18 protein-coding genes and 2 rRNA genes are annotated in these 24,240 nt (G+C 61.4%); 1 reads left to right on the forward strand and 19 read right to left on the reverse strand.

The window, feature by feature from the left end:
• The 19 genes from KR227_RS03075 to infC all read right to left on the reverse strand — a co-directional run.
• Positions 1-1,273: ribosomal RNA gene (locus tag KR227_RS03075) — 23S ribosomal RNA — on the reverse strand; the annotation flags it as partial.
• 320 nt (positions 1,274-1,593) lie between these two features.
• Positions 1,594-3,124 (reverse strand): 16S ribosomal RNA (locus KR227_RS03080).
• A gap of 764 nt (positions 3,125-3,888) precedes the next feature.
• Positions 3,889-5,172, reverse strand: a complete 1,284-nt coding sequence (gene tyrS, locus KR227_RS03085; RefSeq protein WP_218363688.1) for a tyrosine--tRNA ligase — start codon at positions 5,170-5,172, stop codon at positions 3,889-3,891.
• Between the two features lie 25 nt (positions 5,173-5,197).
• Positions 5,198-5,374 carry a Trm112 family protein gene (locus KR227_RS03090; RefSeq protein ID WP_151530246.1) on the reverse strand — a complete coding sequence of 59 codons (177 nt, stop codon included), beginning with the start codon at positions 5,372-5,374 and terminating at the stop codon, positions 5,198-5,200.
• Positions 5,375-5,385: 11 nt separating this feature from the next.
• A complete protein-coding gene (argH, locus tag KR227_RS03095; protein ID WP_218363689.1) occupies positions 5,386-6,822 on the reverse strand; it encodes an argininosuccinate lyase in 1,437 nt (478 codons plus the stop codon).
• 88 nt (positions 6,823-6,910) lie between these two features.
• Positions 6,911-8,107 carry an argininosuccinate synthase gene (locus tag KR227_RS03100; protein ID WP_218363690.1) on the reverse strand — a complete coding sequence of 399 codons (1,197 nt, stop codon included), beginning with the start codon at positions 8,105-8,107 and terminating at the stop codon, positions 6,911-6,913.
• A 148-nt stretch (positions 8,108-8,255) separates the two neighbouring features.
• On the reverse strand, positions 8,256-8,747 hold the full coding sequence (locus KR227_RS03105; RefSeq protein ID WP_151550165.1) for an arginine repressor: 492 nt from the start codon (positions 8,745-8,747) through the stop codon (positions 8,256-8,258).
• On the reverse strand, positions 8,744-9,703 hold the full coding sequence (gene argF, locus KR227_RS03110; protein ID WP_218363691.1) for an ornithine carbamoyltransferase: 960 nt from the start codon (positions 9,701-9,703) through the stop codon (positions 8,744-8,746). The genes KR227_RS03105 and argF overlap by 4 nt, the downstream gene beginning before the upstream one ends.
• Positions 9,700-10,896 (reverse strand): acetylornithine transaminase, encoded by a 1,197-nt coding sequence (locus KR227_RS03115; protein ID WP_218363692.1) that lies wholly within the window; start codon positions 10,894-10,896, stop codon positions 9,700-9,702. The genes argF and KR227_RS03115 overlap by 4 nt, the downstream gene beginning before the upstream one ends.
• Positions 10,897-10,903: 7 nt before the next feature.
• On the reverse strand, positions 10,904-11,845 hold the full coding sequence (gene argB / locus KR227_RS03120) for an acetylglutamate kinase (protein WP_151530252.1): 942 nt from the start codon (positions 11,843-11,845) through the stop codon (positions 10,904-10,906).
• A gap of 90 nt (positions 11,846-11,935) precedes the next feature.
• On the reverse strand, positions 11,936-13,096 hold the full coding sequence (argJ, locus tag KR227_RS03125) for a bifunctional glutamate N-acetyltransferase/amino-acid acetyltransferase ArgJ (RefSeq protein ID WP_151550161.1): 1,161 nt from the start codon (positions 13,094-13,096) through the stop codon (positions 11,936-11,938).
• Positions 13,097-13,181: 85 nt separating this feature from the next.
• A complete protein-coding gene (gene argC, locus KR227_RS03130) occupies positions 13,182-14,225 on the reverse strand; it encodes an N-acetyl-gamma-glutamyl-phosphate reductase (RefSeq protein ID WP_218363693.1) in 1,044 nt (347 codons plus the stop codon).
• A 199-nt stretch (positions 14,226-14,424) separates the two neighbouring features.
• Positions 14,425-16,938 (reverse strand): phenylalanine--tRNA ligase subunit beta, encoded by a 2,514-nt coding sequence (gene pheT, locus KR227_RS03135; protein WP_218363694.1) that lies wholly within the window; start codon positions 16,936-16,938, stop codon positions 14,425-14,427.
• Positions 16,939-17,017: 79 nt separating this feature from the next.
• The gene (gene pheS / locus KR227_RS03140; protein WP_192796224.1) at positions 17,018-18,094 is read right to left on the reverse strand and encodes a phenylalanine--tRNA ligase subunit alpha; all 1,077 of its coding nucleotides are present in this window, start codon (positions 18,092-18,094) and stop codon (positions 17,018-17,020) included.
• Between the two features lie 153 nt (positions 18,095-18,247).
• Positions 18,248-19,060, reverse strand: a complete 813-nt coding sequence (locus KR227_RS03145; RefSeq protein WP_218363695.1) for an RNA methyltransferase — start codon at positions 19,058-19,060, stop codon at positions 18,248-18,250.
• A 40-nt stretch (positions 19,061-19,100) separates the two neighbouring features.
• Positions 19,101-19,589 (reverse strand): TM2 domain-containing protein, encoded by a 489-nt coding sequence (locus KR227_RS10760; protein WP_255549084.1) that lies wholly within the window; start codon positions 19,587-19,589, stop codon positions 19,101-19,103.
• A 455-nt stretch (positions 19,590-20,044) separates the two neighbouring features.
• On the reverse strand, positions 20,045-20,431 hold the full coding sequence (gene rplT / locus KR227_RS03155; RefSeq protein WP_151530259.1) for a 50S ribosomal protein L20: 387 nt from the start codon (positions 20,429-20,431) through the stop codon (positions 20,045-20,047).
• Between the two features lie 67 nt (positions 20,432-20,498).
• Positions 20,499-20,693 carry a 50S ribosomal protein L35 gene (gene rpmI, locus KR227_RS03160; protein ID WP_018019889.1) on the reverse strand — a complete coding sequence of 65 codons (195 nt, stop codon included), beginning with the start codon at positions 20,691-20,693 and terminating at the stop codon, positions 20,499-20,501.
• A gap of 41 nt (positions 20,694-20,734) precedes the next feature.
• Positions 20,735-21,256, reverse strand: coding sequence for a translation initiation factor IF-3 (gene infC / locus KR227_RS03165; protein ID WP_151530260.1), 522 nt, complete (start codon positions 21,254-21,256; stop codon positions 20,735-20,737).
• 742 nt (positions 21,257-21,998) lie between these two features.
• Here infC and KR227_RS03170 point away from each other — a divergent pair.
• Entirely contained in the window at positions 21,999-24,218 is a 2,220-nt protein-coding gene (locus KR227_RS03170) for a DUF2339 domain-containing protein (protein ID WP_218363696.1), read from the forward strand.
• Positions 24,219-24,240: the final 22 nt, after the last annotated feature.

Here is a 24,240-nt window from a genome sequence, read left to right on the forward strand (position 1 = left end):
TGCTGTCGTGGTTTCGGCGGTGTACTTCAGCCCCACTACATTGTCGGCGCAGAACCACTCGACCAGTGAGCTATTACGCACTCTTTCAAGGATGGCTGCTTCTAAGCCAACCTCCTGGCTGTCTTCGCGATCCCACATCCTTTTCCACTTAGTACACTCTTAGGGGCCTTAACCGACGATCTGGGCTGTTTCCCTCTCGACTACGAAGCTTATCCCCCGCAGTCTCACTGCCACGCTATAACATTCACGGTATTCGGAGTTTGGCTGATGTTGCTAAGATGATAGTCCCGCTCAACCAACCAGTAGCTCTACCCCCGCAAAGAAACACGCAACGCTGCACCTAAATGCATTTCGGGGAGAACCAGCTATCACGGAGTTTGATTAGCCTTTCACCCCTACCCACAACTCATCCCCTCAGTTTTCAACCTAAGTGGGTTCGCGCCTCCACAACCTCTTACAGCTGCTTCACACTGGCCATGGGTAGATCACTCCGCTTCGGGTCCAGGACACGCCACTAAACACACTAGTTAGTATTCGCTTTCGCTACGACTACCCCACACACGGGTTAACCTCGCGACATGCCGCTGACTCGCAGGCTCATTCTTCAAAAGGCACGCCATCACACCCCAAAAAGGATGCTCTGACGGATTGTAGACACACGGTTTCAGGTACTATTTCACTCCCCTCCCGGGGTACTTTTCACCATTCCCTCACGGTACTCATACACTATCGGTCACGCCAAGTATTCAGGCTTACCGGGTGGTCCCGGCAGATTCACAGCAGATTCCACGAGCCCGCTGCTACTCGGGTACACGCACACAACCACTGATGCGCATGTTCGGCTACCGGACTCTCACCGTCTACGGTAGGTGATCCCACACCACTTCGCCTCACACACACCAACAATCGAGATGACACGGCAGTATCACCAACACACATGCCCCACAACCAGCCACACGCAACCCCTGCCGAGTATCACACGCATGACTTTTAGCCATCATCCGCTTTCGTTCGCCACTACTCACAGAATCACTATTGTTTTCTTCTCCTACGGGTACTGAGATGTTTCACTTCCCCGCGTACACCCCCTATGCAGCTATACATTCACCACAAGGAAACACACACCCAAAAAAGCGTGCGCTAGGTTACCCCATTCGGACACCCTCGGATCAACGCTCGATTGACAACTCCCCGAGGACTATCGCGGCCTTCCACGTCCTTCATCGGCTTGACGATGCCCAGGCATCCACCGTGCGCCCTTAATAAAAAACAGACACACAAACAATCAAAAAACACTAAGAACAAACACAATAAAATTGCTCGCGTCCACTATACAGTTCTCAAACAACACACACACCAACCACCCACCACCACAAGGCAGTAGATAACCTGGTGTGCCCACAAGACAACCATGTTGCCTCAGACACCCAACAATGCACCAACTTTGCCTAAAAAATTGCCGACATGCTCGTCAACCACTCACAGCTGTGGCGCGCGTATCCATTCACGATCGCGCATGTTCCATACAGGATTTTCAACTAAAAATAGAAGCGGTGTCACATATAACCATGACACCTAAAATAAACTCCTTAGAAAGGAGGTGATCCAGCCGCACCTTCCGGTACGGCTACCTTGTTACGACTTCGTCCCAATCGCCAATCCCACCTTCGACCACTCCCCACCAAAAAAGGCTTAGGCCATGGGCTTCGGGTGTTATCAACTTTCATGACGTGACGGGCGGTGTGTACAAGGCCCGGGAACGTATTCACCGCAGCATTGCTGATCTGCGATTACTAGCGACTCCGACTTCATGGGGTCGAGTTGCAGACCCCAATCCGAACTAAGACTGACTTTCAAGCGATCCGCTCACCCTCACAGGCTCGCATCGCGTTGTATCAACCATTGTAGCATGTGTGAAGCCCTGGACATAAGGGGCATGATGATTTGACGTCATCCCCACCTTCCTCCGAGTTAACCCCGGCAGTCTCTCATGAGTCCCCACCATAACGCGCTGGCAACATAAGACAAGGGTTGCGCTCGTTGCGGGACTTAACCCAACATCTCACGACACGAGCTGACGACAACCATGCACCACCTGTGAACAAGCCAAAAAGGAAAACGTATCTCTACGCCGATCCTGTCCATGTCAAGCCCAGGTAAGGTTCTTCGCGTTGCATCGAATTAATCCACATGCTCCGCCGCTTGTGCGGGCCCCCGTCAATTCCTTTGAGTTTTAGCCTTGCGGCCGTACTCCCCAGGCGGGGCGCTTAATGCGTTAGCTACGGCACAGAAACCATGAAAAGTCCCCACACCTAGCGCCCACCGTTTACAGCATGGACTACCAGGGTATCTAATCCTGTTCGCTACCCATGCTTTCGCTCCTCAGCGTCAGTAACTGCCCAGTAACCTGCCTTCGCCATCGGTGTTCCTCCTGATATCTGCGCATTTCACCGCTACACCAGGAATTCCAGTTACCCCTACAGCACTCAAGTAATGCCCGTATCGCCTGCACGCCCGAAGTTAAGCCCCGGGATTTCACAGACGACGCGACAAACCACCTACGAGCTCTTTACGCCCAGTAATTCCGGACAACGCTCGCACCCTACGTATTACCGCGGCTGCTGGCACGTAGTTAGCCGGTGCTTCTTCTATACCTACCGTCACCAAAAAGGCTTCGTCGGTACCGAAAGGAGTTTACAACCCGAAGGCCTTCATCCCCCACGCGGCGTCGCTGCATCAGGCTTGCGCCCATTGTGCAATATTCCCCACTGCTGCCTCCCGTAGGAGTCTGGGCCGTGTCTCAGTCCCAATGTGGCCGATCACCCTCTCAGGCCGGCTACCCGTCGACGCCTTGGTAGGCCATTACCCCACCAACAAGCTGATAGGCCGCGAGCTCATCTTGAACCAAAATAAATCTTTCCACCACCGACACTAAACGATGGTCCTATCCGGTATTAGACCCAGTTTCCCAAGCTTATCCCAGAGTCCAAGGCAGATCACCCACGTGTTACTCACCCGTTCGCCACTCGAGTACCCCAGCAAAACTAGGGCCTTTCCGTTCGACTTGCATGTGTTAAGCACGCCGCCAGCGTTCGTCCTGAGCCAGGATCAAACTCTCCACAAAAAACCAACAACACCACAAAGGTGCAATCAGAAAAAGCTACAAGCTCCGTGAAAAGCCCAAAACTAGCAAAAAAACAAAAAACAAGGGGGCAGAATCCGACGAGGAAAACCCACCCCCAAAAAAATCATCAACACACACTGCTAAAAAACAGCACACGCATCAAATCACATGCGACCAAACAAACCCCAATCACAAGGGCACCTGATCCACACACAACCAAACACGCACACCACAACAAAAGCAGCACACATCAACAAAACAAAGCTGGCACACTATCGAGTTCTCAAACAACATCCGCACACCATCAAACACCACACACAAGCAGTGCCATCAAGCAGCGTGTCGAAAGCTTAATACACAAGCGCCGTAACAGTCAAACCAACAACCGAACAACACTCAGTTAAACCTTCACCACCAACAAAACAACCAACACAACCGCACCGGCTGTCTCGCTGACTCCGAAAACACTACACACAACCCCCACCCAACACCAAAACCCCAGCACAACACAAAAAAACAGGCACCGGTACAGCTACGTCATGCACTCCTATTGCCGCCCCTCTGAGGGCCGGACGGTGCTGAGTACTCGCGGCCAGAAAGCACCTACCCCACCACTACCCCTGCCTCCTACATCGGGAGATGGAGGTGAGGCGCTCAGTTGTACCGCTATTGGCGACAGCGCACCTCTCCCCTACATACGCAAAAAACGAGGACCGCGCGGGCTGTTCCCACGTGGTCCTCGCCGTGCAGCGCTACAGATACGGCTATGTCAGCAGGCGCACGCCCGCGAAGTTCTTCTTGCCGCGGCGCAGTACTAACCAGCTGCCGTGCAGCAGGTCCTCGGCGCTGGGCTCCCACTCCGCGTCGGATACCCGCTCATTATTGGCGTAGGCGCCGCCTTCCTTAATGGTGCGGCGAGCAGCGCCCTTTGACTCGGCCAAGCCGGAGGCCACGAGCAGATCGACGATGGTGTGCGGCTCATCGGCCGCGATATCCACGACCTCACCATTGGAGGTTTCGGTGACCGCAGCAGCCAGGGTCTTCTCGTCGAGATCGGTGAGTTCACCGCGGCCGAACAGGGCCTGCGCAGCAAGTTCCACGGCCTTGCGGGCCTCCACGCCGTGCACCAAGTCAGTCATTTCCTGGGCGAGGCGCTTCTGGGCCTCACGCTTGTAGGCGCGCTCGGCTACTTCCTGCTCGTACTCGGCGATTTCTTCCTTGCTGAGGAAGGTGAACCAGCGCATGTAGTCGATGACCACGGAATCGCCGGCGTTGATGAAGTACTGGTACCAGGCGTAGGCGCTGGTGAGCTTCGCGTCCAGCCAGAGCTTGCCGCCACCGGTGGATTTGCCGAACTTCTGGCCATCGGCATCGGTGACCAGCGGCACGGTGAGTCCGTGCACCTTCTTCTGATCCAGGCGGCGGGTGAGATCCACACCGGAGACGATATTGCCCCACTGATCGGAGCCGCCGATCTGCAGCGCACAATCGTAGGTGCGCTGCAGATGCACGAAGTCGTTGGCCTGCAAGAGCATGTAGGAAAACTCGGTGTAGGACATGCCATCGCTGTCCAGGCGACGCTTCACGGTGTCGCGATCGAGCATGGTGTTGAGCGAGAAGTTCTTGCCCAAATCGCGCAGGAATGCGATCACGCTCAGCTGGCCGGTCCAGTCGGCATTGTTAAGCATCAAGGCGGTGCCGTTGTCGCCATCGCCAAAGTCCACGAAGCGCTCCAGCTGGGCCTTAATGGATTCGACGTTCTCCGCGATGGTCTCCTCGGAGAGCATGGACCGCTCCCCCACGTCGCGCGGGTCGCCGATCATGCCGGTGGCGCCGCCGGCGATAGCGATCGGGCGGTGGCCGAACTGCTGGAAGCGCTTGAGCATGATGAGCGGAACGAGGTGGCCGGCATGCAGCGAGGAGCCCGTGGGATCGAAACCGCAATACAGGGTGATCGGGTTCTCGCAGGCCTCGCGCAAGGCATCGAGGTCGGTGGACTGGTTAATCAGGCCGCGCCAGTGCAGCTCATCAATGATGTTGTCAGACATAAAGTCCTCAGGGCTAGAAGATGGATTATTTTTCGGGGAAGTCGCGTGCCTCGTCAGCGAGCAACACAGGGATGCCATCGTCGATGCGATAGGCAATGTGCAAGCGAGGGTTCACCAGCACATCCGCGTCGGCGTCATAGCTCAGCGGTCCCTTGTCTTGGGGGCAGGCAAGCACCTCGAGCAAATCGGGATCAATACTCATGGCATATCATCCTATCGCCCGATGACGGGTGTGGTGGCCCATTGCCGATACTCGGCAGCGAGCGTGTCGACGCGCTCGCGTTGCTCATCGACGCGCACCCCGGCAGTACCACCGCGGGTGGTGCGGGAGGCGACGGCGCCATCGATGGTGAGGACCTCGCGCACCTTCGGGGTCAGCCGCTTATCCACACTGGCCAGCTCCTCATCGCTGAGATCAACAAGGTCCACCCCTCGGGACTCGGCGAGGCGCACGCAGGCGCCGGAGGCCTCGTGGGCCTCACGGAAGGGCACGCCCTCGCGCACCATCCACTCCGCGAGATCGGTAGCGAGGGTGAAACCGGCGGGGGCGAGCTCGCGCATGCGCTGCTCGTTGAAAGTGAGAGTGCCCACCAGCCCAGTCATGGCGGGCAGCAACAACTGCAGCTGCTGCACGGAGTCCACGATGGGTTCCTTGTCTTCCTGCAGGTCGCGGTTATAGGCCAAGGGCATGGCTTTGAGGGTGGCGAGCAGACCGGAGAGATTACCGATCAAGCGGCCGGACTTACCGCGCACCAGCTCGGCGACATCCGGGTTCTTCTTCTGCGGCATGATCGAACTGCCGGTCGACCACGCATCGGCCAAGGTGACATAGTTGAACTCCGGTGTGGACCACGCAATGATCTCCTCGGCGAAGCGGGACATATCCACCGCGATCTGGGCCAGCACGAAGGCCGTCTCCGAGGCGAAATCGCGGGAGGCGGTGGCATCCAATGAGTTATCGGCGGCGGAATCAAAGCCAAGCTCTTCGGCGATGGCCTCGGGGTCCAAGTGCAGCGAGGAGCCGGCGAGAGCACCGGAGCCATAGGGCGAGACGGCGAGGCGCTTATCTAGGTCCTGCAGGCGCTGGACATCGCGCAGCAGCGGGTGGGCGTGCGCGAGCAGCTGGTGTGCGAGCAGCACCGGCTGCGCAGCCTGGAAGTGGGTTTTGCCCGGCATGATTGCGCGGGGGTGCGTGGCTGCTTGGCGCGAGATGGCGTCGACAAGCTCGAGCACGCCGAGGCTGATCTCACGGATAGCGTCGCGGACCCACATGCGAAAGAGCGTGGCCACCTGATCGTTGCGGGAACGGCCGGCGCGCAGCCGCCCGCCCACCTGCGGACCGACGCGATCGATGAGGCCGCGCTCCATGGCGCCATGTACGTCCTCATCGCTGGGGTCCGGTGTGAAGCTGCCATCGGCCACGTCGGCGCCGAGCTGTTCGAGGCCTGCGAGCATGGTGTCATAGTCCTCATCGCTGAGCAGACCCGCCTTGTGCAGCACCCGCGCGTGGGCCTGCGAGGCGAGCACGTCATAGGGGGCGAGGACCCAGTCGAAGTGGGTCGACACGCTCAGCGCAAACATCGCCTCGGAGGGCCCGCCGGAAAAGCGCCCGCCCCACAGCGCACCCTGGTTGGTTCCGTGCTTATCCATGTGAGTTCCTTTAATTGGTTGGTGGTACACAGCCGAGACGCCGACCCGAGGCCGCACAGGCTTCGAATCGGCGCACAGACTCTCTAGTTTAGGCCTCGCGGTCGCGCTTGCAGGCGATCTGGGAGGACAGGCCGTGGAGGTGGACGAAGCCCTTGGCCATGGACTGGTCGAAGGTGTCGCCGGTGTCGTAGGTGGCCAGGTTGAAGTCATAGAGCGAGCTCTCGGAGCGACGACCATTGACCACGATGCTGCCGGCGTGAAGCACGAGGCGGATATCGCCGGTGATGTTCTGCTGGGTGGAGTCGATGAAGGCATCGAGGGAACGCTTCAGCGGGGCGAACCACAGGCCGTCATAGACTTCCTCGGACCAGCGGGCGTCCACGCCACGCTTGTAGCGGGCGAGCTCGCGCTCCAAGCAGACGTCCTCGAGGGCCTCATGGGCCTTGATGAGGATCATGGCCGCGGGTGCCTCGTAGACCTCACGGGACTTGATGCCCACCAGGCGGTCCTCCACCATGTCCAGCCGGCCGACGCCCTGGGCGCCGCCGCGACGGTTGAGCTCCTCGATGGCCTCGAGCACGCTCACCTTGCGGCCATCGATGGCCACGGGCACGCCGTTCTCGAAGGAGATGATGACCTCGTCGGGGGCGTTGCCGAGGGTGGGCTCTTCGGTGTAGGCGTAGAGATCCTTTGTCGGCGGGTTCCACAGATCCTCGAGGAAGCCCGTCTCCACGGCACGACCCCATGCATTCTGGTCGATGGAGAAGGGAGACTTCTTGGACTGCTCGATCGGCAGGTTGATCTCCTCGGCGAAAGCAATGGCCTTATCTCGGGTCCATGCGTAGTCACGGGCCGGGGCGATCACCTTCAGGTCCGGGTTGAGGTCGGCGAAGCCCACCTCGAAACGCACCTGGTCATTGCCCTTACCGGTGCAGCCGTGGGCGACGTGGGTACCGCCGTGCTCCTCAGCAGCCTGCACCAGGTGCTGCACGATCAGCGGCCGAGAGATAGCAGACACCAGCGGGTACTGCTTCATGTACATGCCATTGGCCTTGATGGTGGGCAGGCAGTAGTCCTCGGCGAACTCGTCCTTGGCGTCGATCACGATGGATTCCACGGCGCCGCAGTCCAGGGCGCGCTGCCGCACGGACTCCATATCCTCGCCGCCCTGACCCAGGTCGATCGATACGGCGATCACTTCCCCGCCGGTCATCTTGGCCAGGTACGGAATAGCAACAGAGGTATCGAGGCCGCCGGAATAGGCAAGCACAACGCGGTTAGTCATAATCAGTCATTCTCCTTGGTGGTAGTCACCACAATGGTGTGTTTTCAGTGTAAGTATCTAGTTCTCGCTGCTGCGGAACATTCACAGTGTAGTCTGCTGCTGCCCGATGATGAGGGTGCACGCGCGCACTCTGATCATCGCGGGAGGCTTAGCTGTTCTCGCGGCTGGTTTTGCGGAAGCGCTCGGCCAATTCCGCGCCGGTGAGCGGCTCCCTAGCCAGAACGAAAACCGTGTCATCGCCGGCGATCGTGCCTACTACCTCGTGCATCCCTACTCGGTCGATGAAACTCGCCAGGTATTGAGCGGCCCCGGGCGGGGTGCGCAGCACGGTGATATTGGCGCTGTGATCGACAGAGACGAGCAATTCTTCCAGCATCCGACGCAGTTTCTCTCGTGGCCCTCGCAGCTCATTGCTGGCGGCGGGTTCTTGGTATCCCACGGCATAGAAGGCACGGCCACCGTCGGGGCGCACCTTCTTCGCTCCCAGCTCATCGAGGTCGCGGGACAAGGTGGCTTGGGTGATATCGATGCCCTCGTCGAGCAAAAGCTCGGAGAGTTGCACCTGGCTGGAGACGCGGCTGTCGTTGAGGATCTCGAGGATCCGCGCCTGCCGGGCGGTTCTGGATACGGGCTGGCTCACGCGCTACCGCCTTCCTGGTGTTCCATCAGCCACACCATCAGTGCCTTTTGGGCGTGAAGTCGATTCTCCGCCTCATCAAAGACCACCGACTGCGGGCCATCAATCACCTCGGCGGTGACCTCACTGCCGCGATAGGCCGGCAAACAGTGCAGGAAGATGGCATCGTCCTTAGCCTGCGCCATCACCTCGGCATTGACCTGATAGGGCTGGAAGGGCGTGGTGCGGTCGATACCGTCTTCTTCCATGCCCATCGATACCCAGGTATCGGTGATCACCACGTCGGCGCCGGCGACATCGGCCACATCGGCGCTGACGGCAACGGTGGCTCCCGTGCGCTCGCCGATAGCGCGGCCACGCTCGACGAAACGCTGCTCCGGCTGGAAACCCTCGGGGGCGATGATGGTGATGTCCATGCCCGCGGTGGCGCAGCCGAGAATATAGGAGTTAGCCATGTTATTCGCGCCATCGCCGAGATACACCGCTTTCCTTCCGTGGAGTCCCTCCGGGCCCGCTTCGGGGCAGAGATGCTCCACGCAGGTCAGCAGATCGGCGAGGATCTGACAGGGGTGCAGGTCATCGCTTAGGGCGTTGATGATCGGCACCGTGGCCGTGGTTGCCATCTGCTCGAGGTTCTCGTGGGCATAGGTGCGCCAGGCGATGAGCGAGACGAAACGCGATAGCACCGCGCCGGTGTCTTCGAAGGTCTCGCCCTTGCCCATCTGGCTGCTGCCAGTGTTCACCACGATGGGGCTGCCCTGGAGCTCCGCGATGCCGGCGTGGAAGGAAAAACGGGTGCGCGTCGAGGTCTTGTCCAGCAGCAGCGCTACGGTCTGCGGCCCAGCGAAGGTGCTTTTCGCATAGCGATCCTTCTTGAGCTCTAGGGCTAGACGCAGCACCTCCGCCTGTTCGGCGGGGCTGAGGTCATCATCGGCGAGGAAATGTCGCACTGTGGTCATTGCTGTTCTACCTCTTTACAGGTCTCGGCGAGACGGACGATCGCGGTGTCAATATCGGATTCGGTGATCACCAGCGGCGGGGTCAGACGCAGCACGTCATCGCCGCAGGCGTTGAGGATCAGGCCGTGGCGATAGCCGGCCTCTACCACCTTCTTCGCCACAGGCTTGTGTAGTACCAGCCCCAGCATGAGGCCGCGACCTCGCACGTGATCCACCAGCTCTAGCTTGTCGACGCCGTCCGCGAGGCGCTCTCCCTTCTGCCGCACGCTCGCGAGGAAGGCGGGATCAGCAACAGTGTCCACCACGACGCGGCCAGCGGCGCAGACGATCGGATTACCGCCGAAGGTCGTGCCATGGGAGCCGGGCCCAAAGAGCTCAGCGGCACGCCCAGTGGCCATGCATGCCCCGAGCGGCAGCCCGCCGCCCAGGCCCTTGGCCATGGTGATCACATCGGGGATCACTCCCGCTTCGTGCTCGAAGGCCCAGAAGTCGCCGGTACGAGCAATGCCGGTCTGTACCTCGTCGACGATCATGAGGATCCCGTGGCGATCGCATAGCTCGCGCACATCCCGTAGGAATCCCTTCGGCGCGGGCACCACGCCGGTTTCGCCCTGGATGGGTTCGAGCATGATGGCCGCCACGTCCTCGGGCGCGCGAGCAACCATCTCGCTTAGCGCGTCGATATCGCCATAGGGGTAGTACTCCACCCCTGCCGGCAAAGGCTCAAATGGGGCGCGCTTATCGGGCTGGCCGGTCAGCGCCAGCGAGCCCATGGTGCGGCCATGAAAACCATGCACCGCAGTGAGCACACGCGAGCGCTTGGTCAAGCGCGCAAGCTTGAATGCGGCCTCATTGGCTTCCCCTCCGGAGTTGCAGAAGAACACCCGGGCGCTCTTCCCGGCCGCCTCGTCGAGACGGGACAGCTGGGCTTTGAGCTGCTGCGCCAACTCCACGGTGGGGGCCGAAGCAAAGAGGTTCGAGACATGCCCGAGGGTCTGGGTTTGCTGCGAGACGGCGTCGACAAGCGCTGGATGTGCATGTCCCAGCGCATTGACGGCGATGCCGGCGAGCATATCGATGTAGGTGTTGCCAGCGGCATCGCGCACATGGGCGCCCTCACCGGAGGTCAGTTCCACCGCGGGCGTGCCGTAGGTGTTCATCAGCGCGCCGGACCAAGATTCAAGAGCAGTCATGACTGGTTTAGGCGTCCTTTCTAAAAATAGTGGACTCGGGATAGTCCTCGGTGTCATAGGAATCCGGCAGCACCATGGTGCCAATACCGCCCTCGGTGAGCAGCTCCAGCAGCACGGAGTGGGCAATGCGGCCATCCACCACGTGGGCGGCATTGATGCCCTGATCGACTGCCCGCAGGCAGGATTCCATCTTCGGGATCATGCCCTCGTGCAGCTGCGGCAGGATCTTCGACAATTCCGAGGAGGTGATCTTCGATACCAGCGAGGACTTATCGGGCCAGTCGGTATAGAGACCCTCGACATTGGTGAGGATGAGCAGACGCTCCGCGCCAATAGCGCTGGCCAGAGCGCCGGCGGCGGTATCCGCGTTGATGTTGTAGACCTCGCCGTCAAGCCCTGGGGCGATGGTAGAGACCACGGGGATACGGCCGGCATCAATGATGTCCATCAAGGCTTCAGGATTGACATCGACGATATCTCCCACGAGTCCGATATCGAGATGCTCGCCACCGACATCGACATAGCGCTTGGTAGCGGTGAACAAGCCAGCATCCTCGCCGGAGGTTCCCACCGCATACGGGCCATGAGAGTTAATCAATCCCACGAGATCGCGGCCGACCTGACCAAAGAGCACCATGCGGACGATCTCCATCACCTCAGAAGTGGTGACACGGAAACCTCCCTTGAACTCCCCCTCCAGGCCCACGCGGCTCAGCATCTTCGAAATCTGCGGACCGCCGCCGTGCACCACGACGGGCTTGGCGCCCACGGTGCGCAAAAAGACCATGTCTGCGGCGAAGGCAGCCTTGAGCTCCTCGTCCACCATGGCGTTGCCGCCGTACTTGACCACCACGATCTTGTCGCGGAAGTGCTGCAGCCAGGGCAGCGCCTCAGCAAGCACATTGGCCCGGACTTCGTTGTCCAGATTCCTCGTTAGGTCGTTCGTCATCTCTTCTTCTCTCGCAGCGATACCGCCGTGCGGCGGGGGTCGCTAGATTATGTGCCCGAATGGAACACGCTGCACGTCGTGGGCGGCTATTTAGCTGGAGTAGGCGCTATTGATTTCGACATAAGCATGGGACAGATCGGTGGTACGCACCATGGCGTACCCCTCACCGCCCATGCCCAGATCCACGCGGACATCGATATCCGCGCCGGACAGATCCACCTCGCGGGCGTCCGGGGTGCCGCCGGTATCAATGCACACGGGGTGATCGTTGAAGTACACGGAGATGTGCTCCGGATCCATGTCCGCATCGGCCATGCCGACCGCGGCGAGCACCCGGCCCCAGTTGGGATCGGAGCCAAACATCGCGCACTTGAAGAGGTTATCGCGGCCCAAGGTACGGGCGGCGTTGAGCGCCTGAGCATCCGAGGTGGCGCCGGTGACCTCGATCTTGACCCGCTTGGTCACGCCCTCGGCATCAGCCTGCATGGCATCGGCCAGATCAGCGCATACCGCGAGCACCGCGGCATCCAGCTCCTCCTGGGTGGGCTCGATGCCCGAAGCACCCGAGGCCAAGAGGAATACGGTGTCATTCGTGGAGGTCGAGCCGTCAATATCGAGGGTGTCGAAGGTGACGGCGGTGGCCTTGTGGATCGCCTCATCGGCCATGGCGGCGGTGATCTTCGCATCGGTGGTCAGGCACGCCAGCATGGTGGCCAGCGAGGGCGCAATCATGCCCACGCCCTTGCCCATACCGGCCATGCACCAGCCTTCGCCACTGAAGAAGCTCTGCTTATCGGTGGTGTCGGTGGTCAGAATGGCCTGGGCGGCGGCAGCGCCGTGATCACCGAGATCACTCACCAGGGCGCGCACGCCAGCGCGGGCTTTATCCATGGGCAAAGGCTCACCGATCAGCCCGGTCGAACACGCCGCCACGTCCGTGGGACTGCACTCCAGAGCTGCGGCGACCTGCGCGGTGAGCTCCGCCGCGTCCTTGTCGCCCTGGACACCATTGCAGGCATTCGCGTTACCGGAGTTATACAGCACCGCGGTGAGCTGGCCATCAGCCACGGCCGTGCGCGATAGCTTCACCGGAGAGGCCACAATGCGATTGCGGGTAAAAGCGCCGGCGGCCACGAATTCCGGGCCTTGATTAACCACAAGTGCCATATCCGACTTGCCCGAGGGCTTAATGCCTGCAGTCGTTGCTGCAGCCACAAAGCCGGCGGGAGTGGTGATGCTCTGAGTGCTCATGGGCGAAAATCCTTGACGTTATGTGAGGGAATAAGAACAACAGTGGAAGGCCGAACGCTGGGCAGAGGGGATAATCCCCGCGCCCTTAGGGGGCCACACCCACCAAGGGTAGACCCAGCGTTTCCTCCCAGCCGAGAGCCAGGTTCATGCACTGGACCGCGGCACCGGCGGTGCCCTTGGTGAGGTTATCGATCGCGGAGGTCACCAGTAGTCGGCCGGAGAGTTCATCCAGCTCCACCTGCACCTGGCAGCTATTCGCCCCCACCACATTCTGGGTCTGGGGCTGCTGGCCGGCGGGCAGCAGCTGCACGAAGGGCTCCTCGGCGTAGAACTGCTCATACACGGCGCGGGCGGAGGCCGCGCTCACCCCGGGACGAACCGGGGCGGTTGCGGTGGTGAGGATGCCGCGCGGCAGCGGGGCCAGCACCGGGGTGAAGCTGAGGGTGATCTCGCTGTCGGTGAACTCCGCGAGGTTCTGAATCATCTCGGGGGTGTGGCGGTGCTGACCGGCGGTGTTATAGGCCTTGAGTGAACCCATGGTTTCCGATCCCAGCAGCGGCACCGCCGCCTTCTTGCCGGCGCCAGAGACACCCGTGATGGAGGTGATCGCAATATCGGGCTCGATGAGTCCTGCCGCTACTGCGGGCATCAGCGCCAAGGTGGCGCCGGTGGGAAAGCAGCCCGGCACGGCGATGCGGGTGGCACCGCGCAGCTGCTCGCGGTGGCCAGGCATCTCAGGAATGCCATAGGGCCAGCTGCCTGCGTGCTCTGATGCGTAGTAGCGCGTCCACGCCTCTGGATCGCGGAGGCGGAAATCGGCCGCGCAGTCGATCACGATGGCCTCTTCCCCGACCTGGCGGGCGATCTCGGCGGAAAAACCGTGCGGCAATCCGAGGAAAACCACATCATGGCCGGCTAGGTTCTCGGCGGTGGTCTCCTCAATGACGCGCTCGTGCAGCGGCAGCAGCTGGGGCATCAACTCTGCCACGCTCTGGCCAGCCGTGGAATTCGCCGTGAGGGCACCAATGCGCAGCTCTCCGCTGAGATAGGCGGGATGAGCGAGCAGCAGGCGCAGGATCTCGGATCCGGCATAACCTGTGGCTCCAGCGACGGCAACAGAAATAGTCATAGAAGCTAAGTATATCTTTTATGCAGTAGTTTGCAAACTATGCATTGCGTCGGCGTGGTGGGTGGAGGCCGGTGATCGCGGCGGCGGGAGACGGCGGAGTGCACGACACACAAAAGCGGAGAACCCCTCATGGGGTCCTCCGCTACTACGCATCAGAGCGTATCGGGGTGTGCAGGGCGTGAGCCCCGCAGGTGCGCTGCTAGGCGCGGATGGTGGCGTCGAGCTTTTCCTTGGCTAGATCCACGGCTGCCATGCGTGCGGCGTTGCACTCCTCGTCGGTGAGGGTGCGATCCGCGGCGCGGAAACGCAGCGCGAAGGCGAGGGACTTCTTGTTCTCGCCGAGGGCCTCGGAGCGGTAGATATCGAAGAGTTCGACATGCTCGAGTAGCTCTCCCGCGCCCTGGGCCACCACGGTGCGTACGGTCTCTGCGGGGATATCCTCATCCACCACGAGTGCCACATCCTGCAGCAGCGCCGGGTAGGCAGAGAGGACGGGCGCGGGGAAGTTTTCCTCCAGCGGCAAGGCGGTGACATCCAGCTCCATGGCGCAGGTACGTGGCGGCAGCCCGGTGTCCTTGCACACCTGCGGGTGCAGCTCGCCGGCATAGCCGACGACGGTGTTGTCCACGCGCAGCTCGGCGCAGCGGCCGGGGTGCCAGGGCAGCTGTTCGGCATTCGCCAATTCCAGCTCCACGCCCGCGGCAGCGGCGACGATGCGCGCGGATTCGATGGCATCCGCATAGGTGTAGGCACGGCCGGCACCCCACGGGCCCTCGGCCACCTTGTTGCCACAAGCGACCGTGGCCACGTGCAGTGGCTGATAGGGCAAGGAGGTGAGCAGCTGCTCGATCTCTTCTGCGCTGGGGCGCTGGGCCGTAGAGGGCATAGGAGAGCTGTCGGCGCGGTGGAAGGACACCTGCTCTTGGCCGAACAACGCCACGCTGGCGTGGCCCCGAGCAACATTGCGCTTTACGGCATCGAGCATCGCCGGCAGCAGGGTGGTACCGAGTACGGAGTGATCCGATTCGAGCGGGTTTTGTACGTGCACGACGTTGCGGCGCTCATCCTCGGAGTCCAATCCCCACTGATCGAGGATTGCAGTTTCCATGAAGGGGGTGGGAAGAATCTCCGCGTAGCCGGAATAGGCCAAGGCATGGCCGATGGCGCGGCGGCGGCGCTGCGCGGGGCTCAAACCCCTACCGGCAGGAGCGGTGGGCACGATCGAGGGAATCGATTCCAGGCCCTCGAGGCGCAGAATCTCCTCCACGAGGTCGACATCCATGGTGATATCGGGGCGCCAGCTCGGCGGGGTGATGGCCAGGGTGGTGTTTTGTCGCGCCACCTGGCAGCCCACCTCCTCCAAGCGTGCCACCACCACGGACTCTTCGTAGTGCACACCGGCATAGCGGGAGGGGAAATCCACATCCATCATCACGGTCACGGGCTCGTGCTCGGCGACCTCCACGAGGGTGCGCTCTTCAGCGACCTCTCCCCCACCCAGGCGGGCAAGCAGGCTGGCGGCAACGTCGAGGGCCACCTCCACCAGCTGCGGATCGACGCCGCGCTCGAAGCGTCGAGAAGCCTCAGAGCTCAGCTTGTGTCGGCGGGAGGTGCGCGCCACCGTGATCTGATCCCAGATGGCGGCTTCGAGATAGATATCCGTCGAGTTCTCGTTCACCTCGGAGGAGCTTCCGCCCATCACGCCGGCCAGGGACTGCACGCCGTTGTCATCACAGATGACCACATCCTCGGGGTGCAGCTCGCGCTCCACGTGATCGAGCGTGGTCAGCGTCTCGCCCTCGGTGGCGCGGCGGACCACGAGGTTGCCGCTAATCAGCGAGGCATCGAAAGCGTGCATCGGAGTGCCGAGCAGCAGCATCACATAGTTCGTCACATCGGTGGCGAGGTTTACCGGGCGCTGACCGCACAGCATCAGCTCGCGCTGCATCCAGAAGGGCGTGGGCACGGCAGGGTCGATGCCCGTGACCTTACGCAGCCCGAAGCGCCGCGCCTTGGTGTCCTCGTGCACATCCACGTCGAGCAGCGAGCCGGCAACCTCGGGAACGGCGACCTCAATATCGGCCACCGCGGGAGTCTGCGCGGGGTCCACAAAGGGCATGTTCAGGCTCGAGGCGATCTCCCGCGACAGGCCACGGGCGGAAAGCGCATAGCCGCGATCCGGGGTGATATTCACTTCGAAGACGGTGTCATCTAAGCCGAGCACCGGGCGGGCGTCCGCACCCGGCTCTGCCACGCCCTCCGGCAGGGTGATGATGCCCGGGTTCTGCTTATCGGTCAGCCCCAGCTCCATAGCGGAGCAGATCATGCCGGCGGAGGTGTGGTCATAGGTAGTGCGTGCGGAAATCTCGAAACCACCGGGCAGCACGGTACCCGGCAGGGAGACCACTACATAGGAGCCCTCGGAGAAGTTTCGGGCGCCGCAAACAATCTCTTGGAGCTCGCCGGTGCCATTGGCCTCGCCAACATTGACATGGCAGAAGCGGATGGGCTTTTTAAAACCGGTGAGTTCTTCAATGCTGTCCACCCGGCCGATCACGAGCGGGCCGGTGATCTCCGGCAGCGGCGCATAGCCCTCGGTTTCGAAGCCGACCCGCACGAAGGCGGCGTCGAGCTGCTCGGAGTCGATGCTGAAATCGGGCTGCTCGGCATAGGCGCGGAGGAGTCGGGTGATCCAGTTCTGAGAAATGAACATTGTGTCTTAGCTCTTTTTCCTTCTTAACTCTGCTGCGTACATCACGGTGCGGCACAGCACTGCGCCGCTCGCGTGATTTCTATGCCTGCACTCCGAAGGGCAAGGTGAAGCGCACATCGCCCTCGACCATATCGCGCATATCGGAGAGTCCATTGCGGAATTGCAGGGTGCGCTCCAGCCCCATGCCGAAGGCGAATCCGGTGTATTCCTTCGGATCAATACCGGCGGCGATCAGCACATTCGGGTTCACCATGCCGCAACCGCCCCACTCGATCCAGCCGGCGCCGCCCTTCTTATTCGGGAACCACACGTCCACCTCTGCCGAGGGCTCGGTGAAGGGGAAGTAATTGGTGCGCATACGAGTGCGGGTCTCCGGGCCGAAGAGGGTCTTAGCCAAATGATCGAGCGTGCCCCGCAGGTGCGCCATGGTCAGGCCCTTATCCACGGCCAACCCCTCCACTTGGTGGAATACCGGGGTGTGGGTGGCGTCGAGCTCATCAGTGCGGAACACCCGCCCTGGGCAAGCGATATACAGCGGCAGATCGCGCGACAAAAGGGTGCGCACCTGCACCGGCGAGGTATGGGTGCGCAGCACTTGGCGCGAGCCTTCCGGAGCAATATGGAAGGTGTCCTGCAGGGTGCGCGCGGGGTGGTCCGGGAGGAAGTTCAGGGCATCGAAGTTGAAGTACTCGGCCTCCACCTCGGGACCCTCGGCGATTTCCCAGCCCATGCCGATGAAAATATCGGCGATATTCTCGCTCAGCGTGGTGATCGGGTGCAGCGCCCCCTTTTGACTGCGGGTGGTGGGCACCGTGACATCGACGCGCTCGGATTCCAGTACCTCGCGGTTGTGCTTCTCCTCCAACACGGTATGCGTCTGCGCATAGTGCTTTTCGACGCGACCACGCGCCATATTCACCAGGCGCCCCAGCTCTTTGCGCTGCTCCTTAGGCACCTGGCCGAGGCTGCGGCGGGCCTGGGGAATGGGGGCTTGATCACCTAGGTGTGCCTTGCGGGCCGCCTGCAGCTCCTCCAGCGAGGAGGCGGTATCAAAAGCGTCGATGGCCTCGGTGGCGGCCTTGTTTAAGCTCTCTTCGGTCAGTTGAATCTCAGACACCGTCTCTTCGTCCGAACCTTTCTGCGCGGCAGTACACATTCTGTGGGCATTGTAGTGGGTAGCAGTTTACTGCTCTGCCTGTTGCCTGCACAGCACAGGGGGTGGAACAGCACCCGCCGTATCGACTCATGCGCCCGCGCCTAGGTTCGCGCCCTCACCGGCGCAGGACGCCGGATCGGGAGCATGAGCTCGCTAGGAGTTCAGGGCCTTCGAGGACTCGTACATGCAGATCGCTGCGGCGGTGGCGAGGTTCAAGGACTCTGCGCGGCCCCGCAGCGGGATGCGGATGCGCACATCGGCCTGCTCGATCAGCTTCTCGTGCAAGCCATGCGCCTCATTACCAAAGAGCCAGGCGGTGGGCTGTGCGAGAACCTCTTGGGCATCATCCAAGCTGGTCTCGCCTTCGGCGGTGGTGGCCACGATCTGTAGCCCCTTCTCCCGGACGGCGTCGAGAACCTTCGGGATATTGGGTTCGCGGGTCACGGGCACGTTAAACAGCGAACCGGCCGAGGAGCGCACCACCTTTGGGTTGAGCGGGTCTACGGTGTCCCCAGCGAAGAGCACATGATCGGCGCCGGTCGCATCGGCGACACGGATCAGTGTTCCCGCATTACCCGGCTCTGAGGTGTCCACGGGAATACTCACCAACGTAGGCGCGGGCGCCTCGGAAAAGGCATCGACGCGGGTGACGATCGGGGTGCACACAGCAATGATCCCCGTGCCCGAGACGGTGTCTGCCAGCTTTTTGGCAGCACGGTCGGTCACGGGGTGGACGTATACGCCCAAGGATGCGGCGGTATTGACGATGCCGGCGTGGCGGGCGTTCGCGGATTCCGTCACGAAAATATCGGTGGCTACTCCGCGGCGCACTGCCGCTTCCACCGCGTTTTCGCCTTCCGCGAGGAATCGCTGGGCCTTTTTGCGCCCAGCTGGGCGGAGCAATTTGGCGGCGGCCACCACGCGCGGGGTGCGTTCGGTAAAGGCATCGCTGAAGTCTAGGTGCATGGCCCTAGGCTAGCAGCACCGCCGCGGTTGCTCACTGGCGCTAGCTCAGCGGCACTCCATTAGCGTCGCGGTCATAGCCGCCCATGCCTGCCAGGATCATGATGAACTCGACAAAAGCCCAGATTCCCACGGCGATAAGGACGAATGCGCCGATGATCAACAGCAGACCCAGGTAGCCGAAGATGGTGCACACCAGCTGGGCTGCGCCGCGGCCATTCCGGCCGAGGTAGAAGTTGTGCACGCCGAAGGTTCCGAGGAAGAACGCGAGCACCGCGGCGAGAATTTTGGACTTTTGCTGCACCGGTGCCATGGTCTGGGGATAGTTCCCAGCCATGCCGTACTGCTGTGCCGGAACCTGCTGGCCGTACTGCTGTGCCGGAACCTGCTGGCCATAGCCCTGGGGGTTCTGGCCATAGCCCTGGGGAGTCTGGCCGTAGCCCTGGGGATTCTGCGCGTGGTTCGGGAAATCATAAACGGGACGGTTCTTCTCCACGGGCAAACCGTCCTTGTCGTACTCGATTTCAGCCATGGCCTTCGTTAAGCCACCTTTCTCTTACCTTTAGTTCTGTTCACCGGCACCTAGCTCGAGGCGTCCACTGGGTGGTGCGCACCGGCTCGGTCCGTGCCGATGATTCGTTCAATCTAACCATGTCGCCTCGGCCTTCGCAGCCATGACCACGAAAGTGAGGGTAATCTGGGCGAACGGCGTCGATAAGCATTGCCAACACTCGACACGATCGCGCCGGATACTATGCCTATATGCGTTGTTATCCTGCACAATCAACGCGTAACTCACACTAGACAACGCCCCGGACACCTGCCGGCGTGGCATCGCTTATGCGTTCGACACGTGGTGCGGAGATAGTGTCCTTGGTGCTCGGTCGGGCCCATAACGCAGACAACCACCCAGCACCAGAGATGGTGCGGGGTGGATAGTGCTGCGGTCGCTGCCCTTCTACAAGGCAGCACCTGCTGCTTGAGCGATTAGGCAGCGTTCTTCGGGGCGTTGACGTCCTCCGGAAGAGCGGCCTTGGCTGCGTCGCAGATAGCGGAGAATGCAGCGAAGTCGTTCACGGCGAGCTCAGCAAGAATCTTGCGGTCAACCTCAATGTTGGCCAGGCGCAGGCCCTGGATCAGACGGTTGTAGGTGATGTCGTTCAGGCGCGCTGCCGCGTTGATACGAGTGATCCACAGGCGACGGAACTCACGCTTCTTGGTGCGACGATCGCGGTAAGCGTAGGTCATGGAGTGCAGCCACTGTTCCTTGGCCTTACGGTAGAGGCGGGAACGCTGGCCGCGGTAGCCCTTAGCGGAATTCAGAATCTTGCGACGCTTCTTCTTAGCGTTTACTGAGCGCTTGACACGTGCCACAGTGATACTTCCTTAACTGATCAATTAAAAGTGTTGGTGAATGAAGGGATGCGGGTGGGTGAGGCTCTTAAGCCTTGCCCAGCATGCGCTTGACGCGCTTGACGTCCGACTTGGCAACGTCGGTGGTGCCCTTCAGACGGCGGGTACGAGTGGAAGGCTTACCCTCCAACAGGTGGCGGCGGCCGGCCTGCTCGCGACGGAGCTTGCCCTTGCCGGTGATCTTCACGCGCTTAGCCATACCCTTGTGGGTCTTCTGCTTCATAAGTCTTCTTCCTTAGAACCCTGTAAAAAGTTTCTGTCTAGTTACTTCTTGCCCTTGCGTACAGGGCCGAGAACCATGGTCATGTTGCGGCCGTCCTGCTTGGGACGGGCCTCGACGATTCCGATGCCGTCGACGTCTTCTGCAAGACGCTCCAGCAGACGGAAACCCAGTTCCGGTCGCGACTGCTCGCGGCCGCGGAACATGATCGTCACCTTGACCTTGGAACCCTTTTCCAAGAATCGAACGACGTTATTCTTTTTAGTTTCGTAGTCGTGGTCGTCGATCTTCGGACGGAACTTCTGCTCCTTGACCACCGTCTGCTGCTGGTTACGGCGGGACTCACGGGCCTTTTGGGCCAGTTCGTACTTGTACTTGCCGTAATCCATGATCTTGCACACCGGCGGCTTGGCCTTAGGTGCAACCTCAACGAGGTCGAGGTCTGCGTCGTAGGCAAGCTTACGAGCGTCCTCAATACGGACGATTCCTACTTGTTCACCACCGGGGCCAACAAGTCGGACCTCCGGTACTCGGATTCGCTCATTAATGCGAGCTTCAGCGCTGATGGGGACTCCTCAGATCGACGAAAATAACGTGACTCTTGTTCTTTCACGCCCCGCCTTAGCCGGCGCGGCGCGTAACTGACCGCTTAATCGATATCTCGCGCAATGATCCCCGAACCTTCCCGCACCTGCGGTGTGACAACACACGCGGAGCGGAAATAAGAAAACTCCCGTCCTTCTCGGCAGTATCCTGCGAGAAGAGCGGGAGATCCACTCAACACACCTCACTGGCGAACACACAGTGCTCGCCCGCTGTGGCGTGATGCAAACCCTGATCCTCGCATATGCGGGCCTCGGGTGGGAGGGATCTCCACTTTGATTAATCCACAACAGCCGTAATACACGACTGTAAGCGGTAGTGCTCCACACCTTAACAGCTCACTGCGCCGAGAACAAATCCCCTCCGCGTACGACTCCGCCCAGCGCTGCGCCGGCACACTCCAGCGGCGGGAAGACACCCACCCAGATACCCCGTTCGAGGAGCACCCGTAGAGCAGTCTAGCTGGACTTCGTGCACATGTAGTACACCCTTGATTGTCTCGCCGAGCGACGGTTTCACGGCTGGCTTAATCTAGGTTTTATGGAAGAAAATTCTTATCCTTCTCCTCGTCCTCAGCAGCCACCCCACGGGCAACCACCTCAGGAGCAACCTCCGAATAAGCCGCCGTCACAGTCGCAGACAACGGATAGTGAGCGAGAACAGCTCTACCTAGCCTTAGACCAGTTATCTCGCGCCGCTAACTCCATGCAGCAGGCAGTCTCGGTTATTCGGAGCTCGCTTGACTCTGGGGCGGAGTATCGCCCGCGCTCTCTTCTCGGTGGCCAGCCCCCTGCGGGTGCACCACAGAACTGGAATCAGCCGAGCCCGCAGGCACAGACCGCGCCTAGTCCGCAGCCTTATGGCTATGGCTATCCGCAGCCTGGCGGGCAGCCGCCCTATCCCCCGCCACCACCGGGATACGGCTCCCCAGTACCGGCGGGCTATCCGGCGCAGGGCCAGGGACCGCGGCAGGGCGCGCCCATGGGCCCGCACCCAGGCCACACGCCTTATAGCAGCGGCCAGCCGGAGCACACAGCACGGAGACAGTGGTGGCGCGATGAGGTATCAACGCTGCGCGTCATCGCCGCCGGCGGCGGTATCCTCACCCTGTTCGGCGTCGGCTTTTTGGTTAATATCGCGATCTCGAATGGCTGGTTTGGCCCTGGGGCGCGGGTGGCGACGGCATATCTCCTAGCCGCAGTGATGCTTTTTATCGCTGTGCGCCACTATCGCAGCACCAGCACCGCCACAGGCGCCGTCACGGCGCTGGTGGCGACCTCCGCTGGCACCGCCTGTGTGACCACCCTGGCGCTCTACTCGCCTTTGGGCTGGATGCCCAGCTACCTCGCGGCAGTTCTGATTCTCTTGCTCAGCGCAGCATATGTGTGGTTGAGCCACTGGATGCGTACCGAACTCGCCGTGGTTCTTTTGTCCACGGTCTCTGCTCTATGTCTCATTTTCCTCGCCTCCGAGGGGGTCTCCTCCGGCGACAGTATCTTCGTGCCCGTCCTCCTGCTTGCCGTGATGGTCTACGGCGTCGCCTGGCTGCGCGGGTGGTCGAAGGCGCGCGTCGCCAGCGCGCTGATAGGCATGTTCGGCATCTACGCAGACCTCAACGCCGTGCTGCTGTTGATGGACGAGCGCGGGTTCGGACCCGGTGTTCTTCTGCTCTATACGGCGGCCGCCTACGCGTGGCTATGCCTCGCGGGTATTCACGCCGCCCGCCACCTCGCACAAACCGCAACCCAGCAGGGAGAACGCGCGGACGCCGCAGCCGCCGAGCAGCTTCGCCGCTCTGTACTCTCGCATCTGCTCGTGGTGCTCCTCGTGGGTCTCACTATTGCGGGCAACTCCCCCGCCCTCTATCCCCTTCTGCTCATTCTCCCCGTGGCCATCGTGAGCGGCTACGCGGCATACACAGCACACGGCCTCGGCAGCATAACGACGAACACCGGCGATCTCGGCGGCGGCTGGGGGCTGCTGGCTCCGCTGCCTCCCGCCCCGCGGCAGCATGCTCAGGGTCATCGCAGAAGCTATTCGCTCAACGAAGCCGCGCTGCTCTTCGCCCGCGGCTACTATGCCCTATTCCAGCTCCTGCTGCCGCTGGCAGCGGTAGTGGCCTGGTTCGCCGCTGATTTCTCCGCTGCTCATGCTGAATTGTTTGGTCTGGTCTTTCTCGCCGTATCCATGATCTTGGTGTGGGCAGCCGTCCGCGTCGCCACGCTAGTGCCGATGTCTGCTTCCGGCAGGGCGCAGCTATGGGTGGGGTGGCTCATCGCCATCCAGCTGATCATGCTGTCTCAGACACTGACCGTGATGACCCTCCTGGGCACTGCTTATACTCGCCTCGGCGAGCAGCCGCCGCTGTTCGTCGTGCTCACCACACTCGGGGTGCTGGGCGCCTTCCATGTGCCCTCACTTCTGCGGGGGCTATCGACACGGTCTTATGTGCTGGGCGGGGTGCTGACGCTTTCTCTATCGCTCACGCTCATTGTTCTCGCCGTCACCCGCGCCACCGCGACGCTTGCCCCAAGCATGATCTCTGCCGCATTCTTCACCTCGCATGCCGTGGCATCGGTGTGCTGGATGGTGGCATCGGCACTCATCATTCTGGGCAAGACCCCCATCGCCCGCGACTATGAGTTTCCCGTCGGGCTATTGCTGGCCCTTGCCGCTACGGTCAAGGTGGTCTTCTTTGATCTCACCACTCTCGACTCTGTGGCACGCACGATCACCTTCCTCGGCTGCGGCCTCGTTCTCCTCGTGGTGGCGATCATTCGCTCCCGCACGATCAGCCCCTCCGCAACTGATACGACGGGCACGGTCGCGGCGCCGCACCAGGCCCAGGGCCCTGCCGCAGCGCAGCCAGCGATGGCCGCAACGGATACCCGTCCCCAGCATCCCGATCCAGGCGCGGGCCGCTAGGGGTATTCCAACTATGGCGGCG

This window comes from Corynebacterium sp. TAE3-ERU30 (assembly GCF_019209925.1).
Lineage (GTDB): Bacteria > Actinomycetota > Actinomycetes > Mycobacteriales > Mycobacteriaceae > Corynebacterium > Corynebacterium megadyptis.

What these genes read in the sequence shown, in the direction of transcription:
- KR227_RS03115 (WP_218363692.1), bottom strand. Translation starts at nt 10,896, where the DNA reads ATGACTGCTCTTGAATCTTGGTCCGGCGCGCTGATGAACACCTACGGC.
- tyrS (WP_218363688.1), bottom strand. Translation starts at nt 5,172, where the DNA reads ATGTCTGACAACATCATTGATGAGCTGCACTGGCGCGGCCTGATTAAC.
- argJ (WP_151550161.1), bottom strand. Translation starts at nt 13,096, where the DNA reads ATGAGCACTCAGAGCATCACCACTCCCGCCGGCTTTGTGGCTGCAGCA.
- argB (WP_151530252.1), bottom strand. Translation starts at nt 11,845, where the DNA reads ATGACGAACGACCTAACGAGGAATCTGGACAACGAAGTCCGGGCCAAT.
- KR227_RS03100 (WP_218363690.1), bottom strand. Translation starts at nt 8,107, where the DNA reads ATGACTAACCGCGTTGTGCTTGCCTATTCCGGCGGCCTCGATACCTCT.
- rpmI (WP_018019889.1), bottom strand. Translation starts at nt 20,693, where the DNA reads ATGAAGCAGAAGACCCACAAGGGTATGGCTAAGCGCGTGAAGATCACC.
- KR227_RS03145 (WP_218363695.1), bottom strand. Translation starts at nt 19,060, where the DNA reads ATGCACCTAGACTTCAGCGATGCCTTTACCGAACGCACCCCGCGCGTG.
- argH (WP_218363689.1), bottom strand. Translation starts at nt 6,822, where the DNA reads ATGGATAAGCACGGAACCAACCAGGGTGCGCTGTGGGGCGGGCGCTTT.
- argC (WP_218363693.1), bottom strand. Translation starts at nt 14,225, where the DNA reads ATGACTATTTCTGTTGCCGTCGCTGGAGCCACAGGTTATGCCGGATCC.
- KR227_RS03090 (WP_151530246.1), bottom strand. Translation starts at nt 5,374, where the DNA reads ATGAGTATTGATCCCGATTTGCTCGAGGTGCTTGCCTGCCCCCAAGAC.
- pheS (WP_192796224.1), bottom strand. Translation starts at nt 18,094, where the DNA reads ATGTGTACTGCCGCGCAGAAAGGTTCGGACGAAGAGACGGTGTCTGAG.
- KR227_RS03170 (WP_218363696.1), top strand. Translation starts at nt 21,999, where the DNA reads ATGCAGCAGGCAGTCTCGGTTATTCGGAGCTCGCTTGACTCTGGGGCG.
- argF (WP_218363691.1), bottom strand. Translation starts at nt 9,703, where the DNA reads ATGACCACAGTGCGACATTTCCTCGCCGATGATGACCTCAGCCCCGCC.
- KR227_RS10760 (WP_255549084.1), bottom strand. Translation starts at nt 19,589, where the DNA reads ATGGCTGAAATCGAGTACGACAAGGACGGTTTGCCCGTGGAGAAGAAC.
- pheT (WP_218363694.1), bottom strand. Translation starts at nt 16,938, where the DNA reads ATGTTCATTTCTCAGAACTGGATCACCCGACTCCTCCGCGCCTATGCC.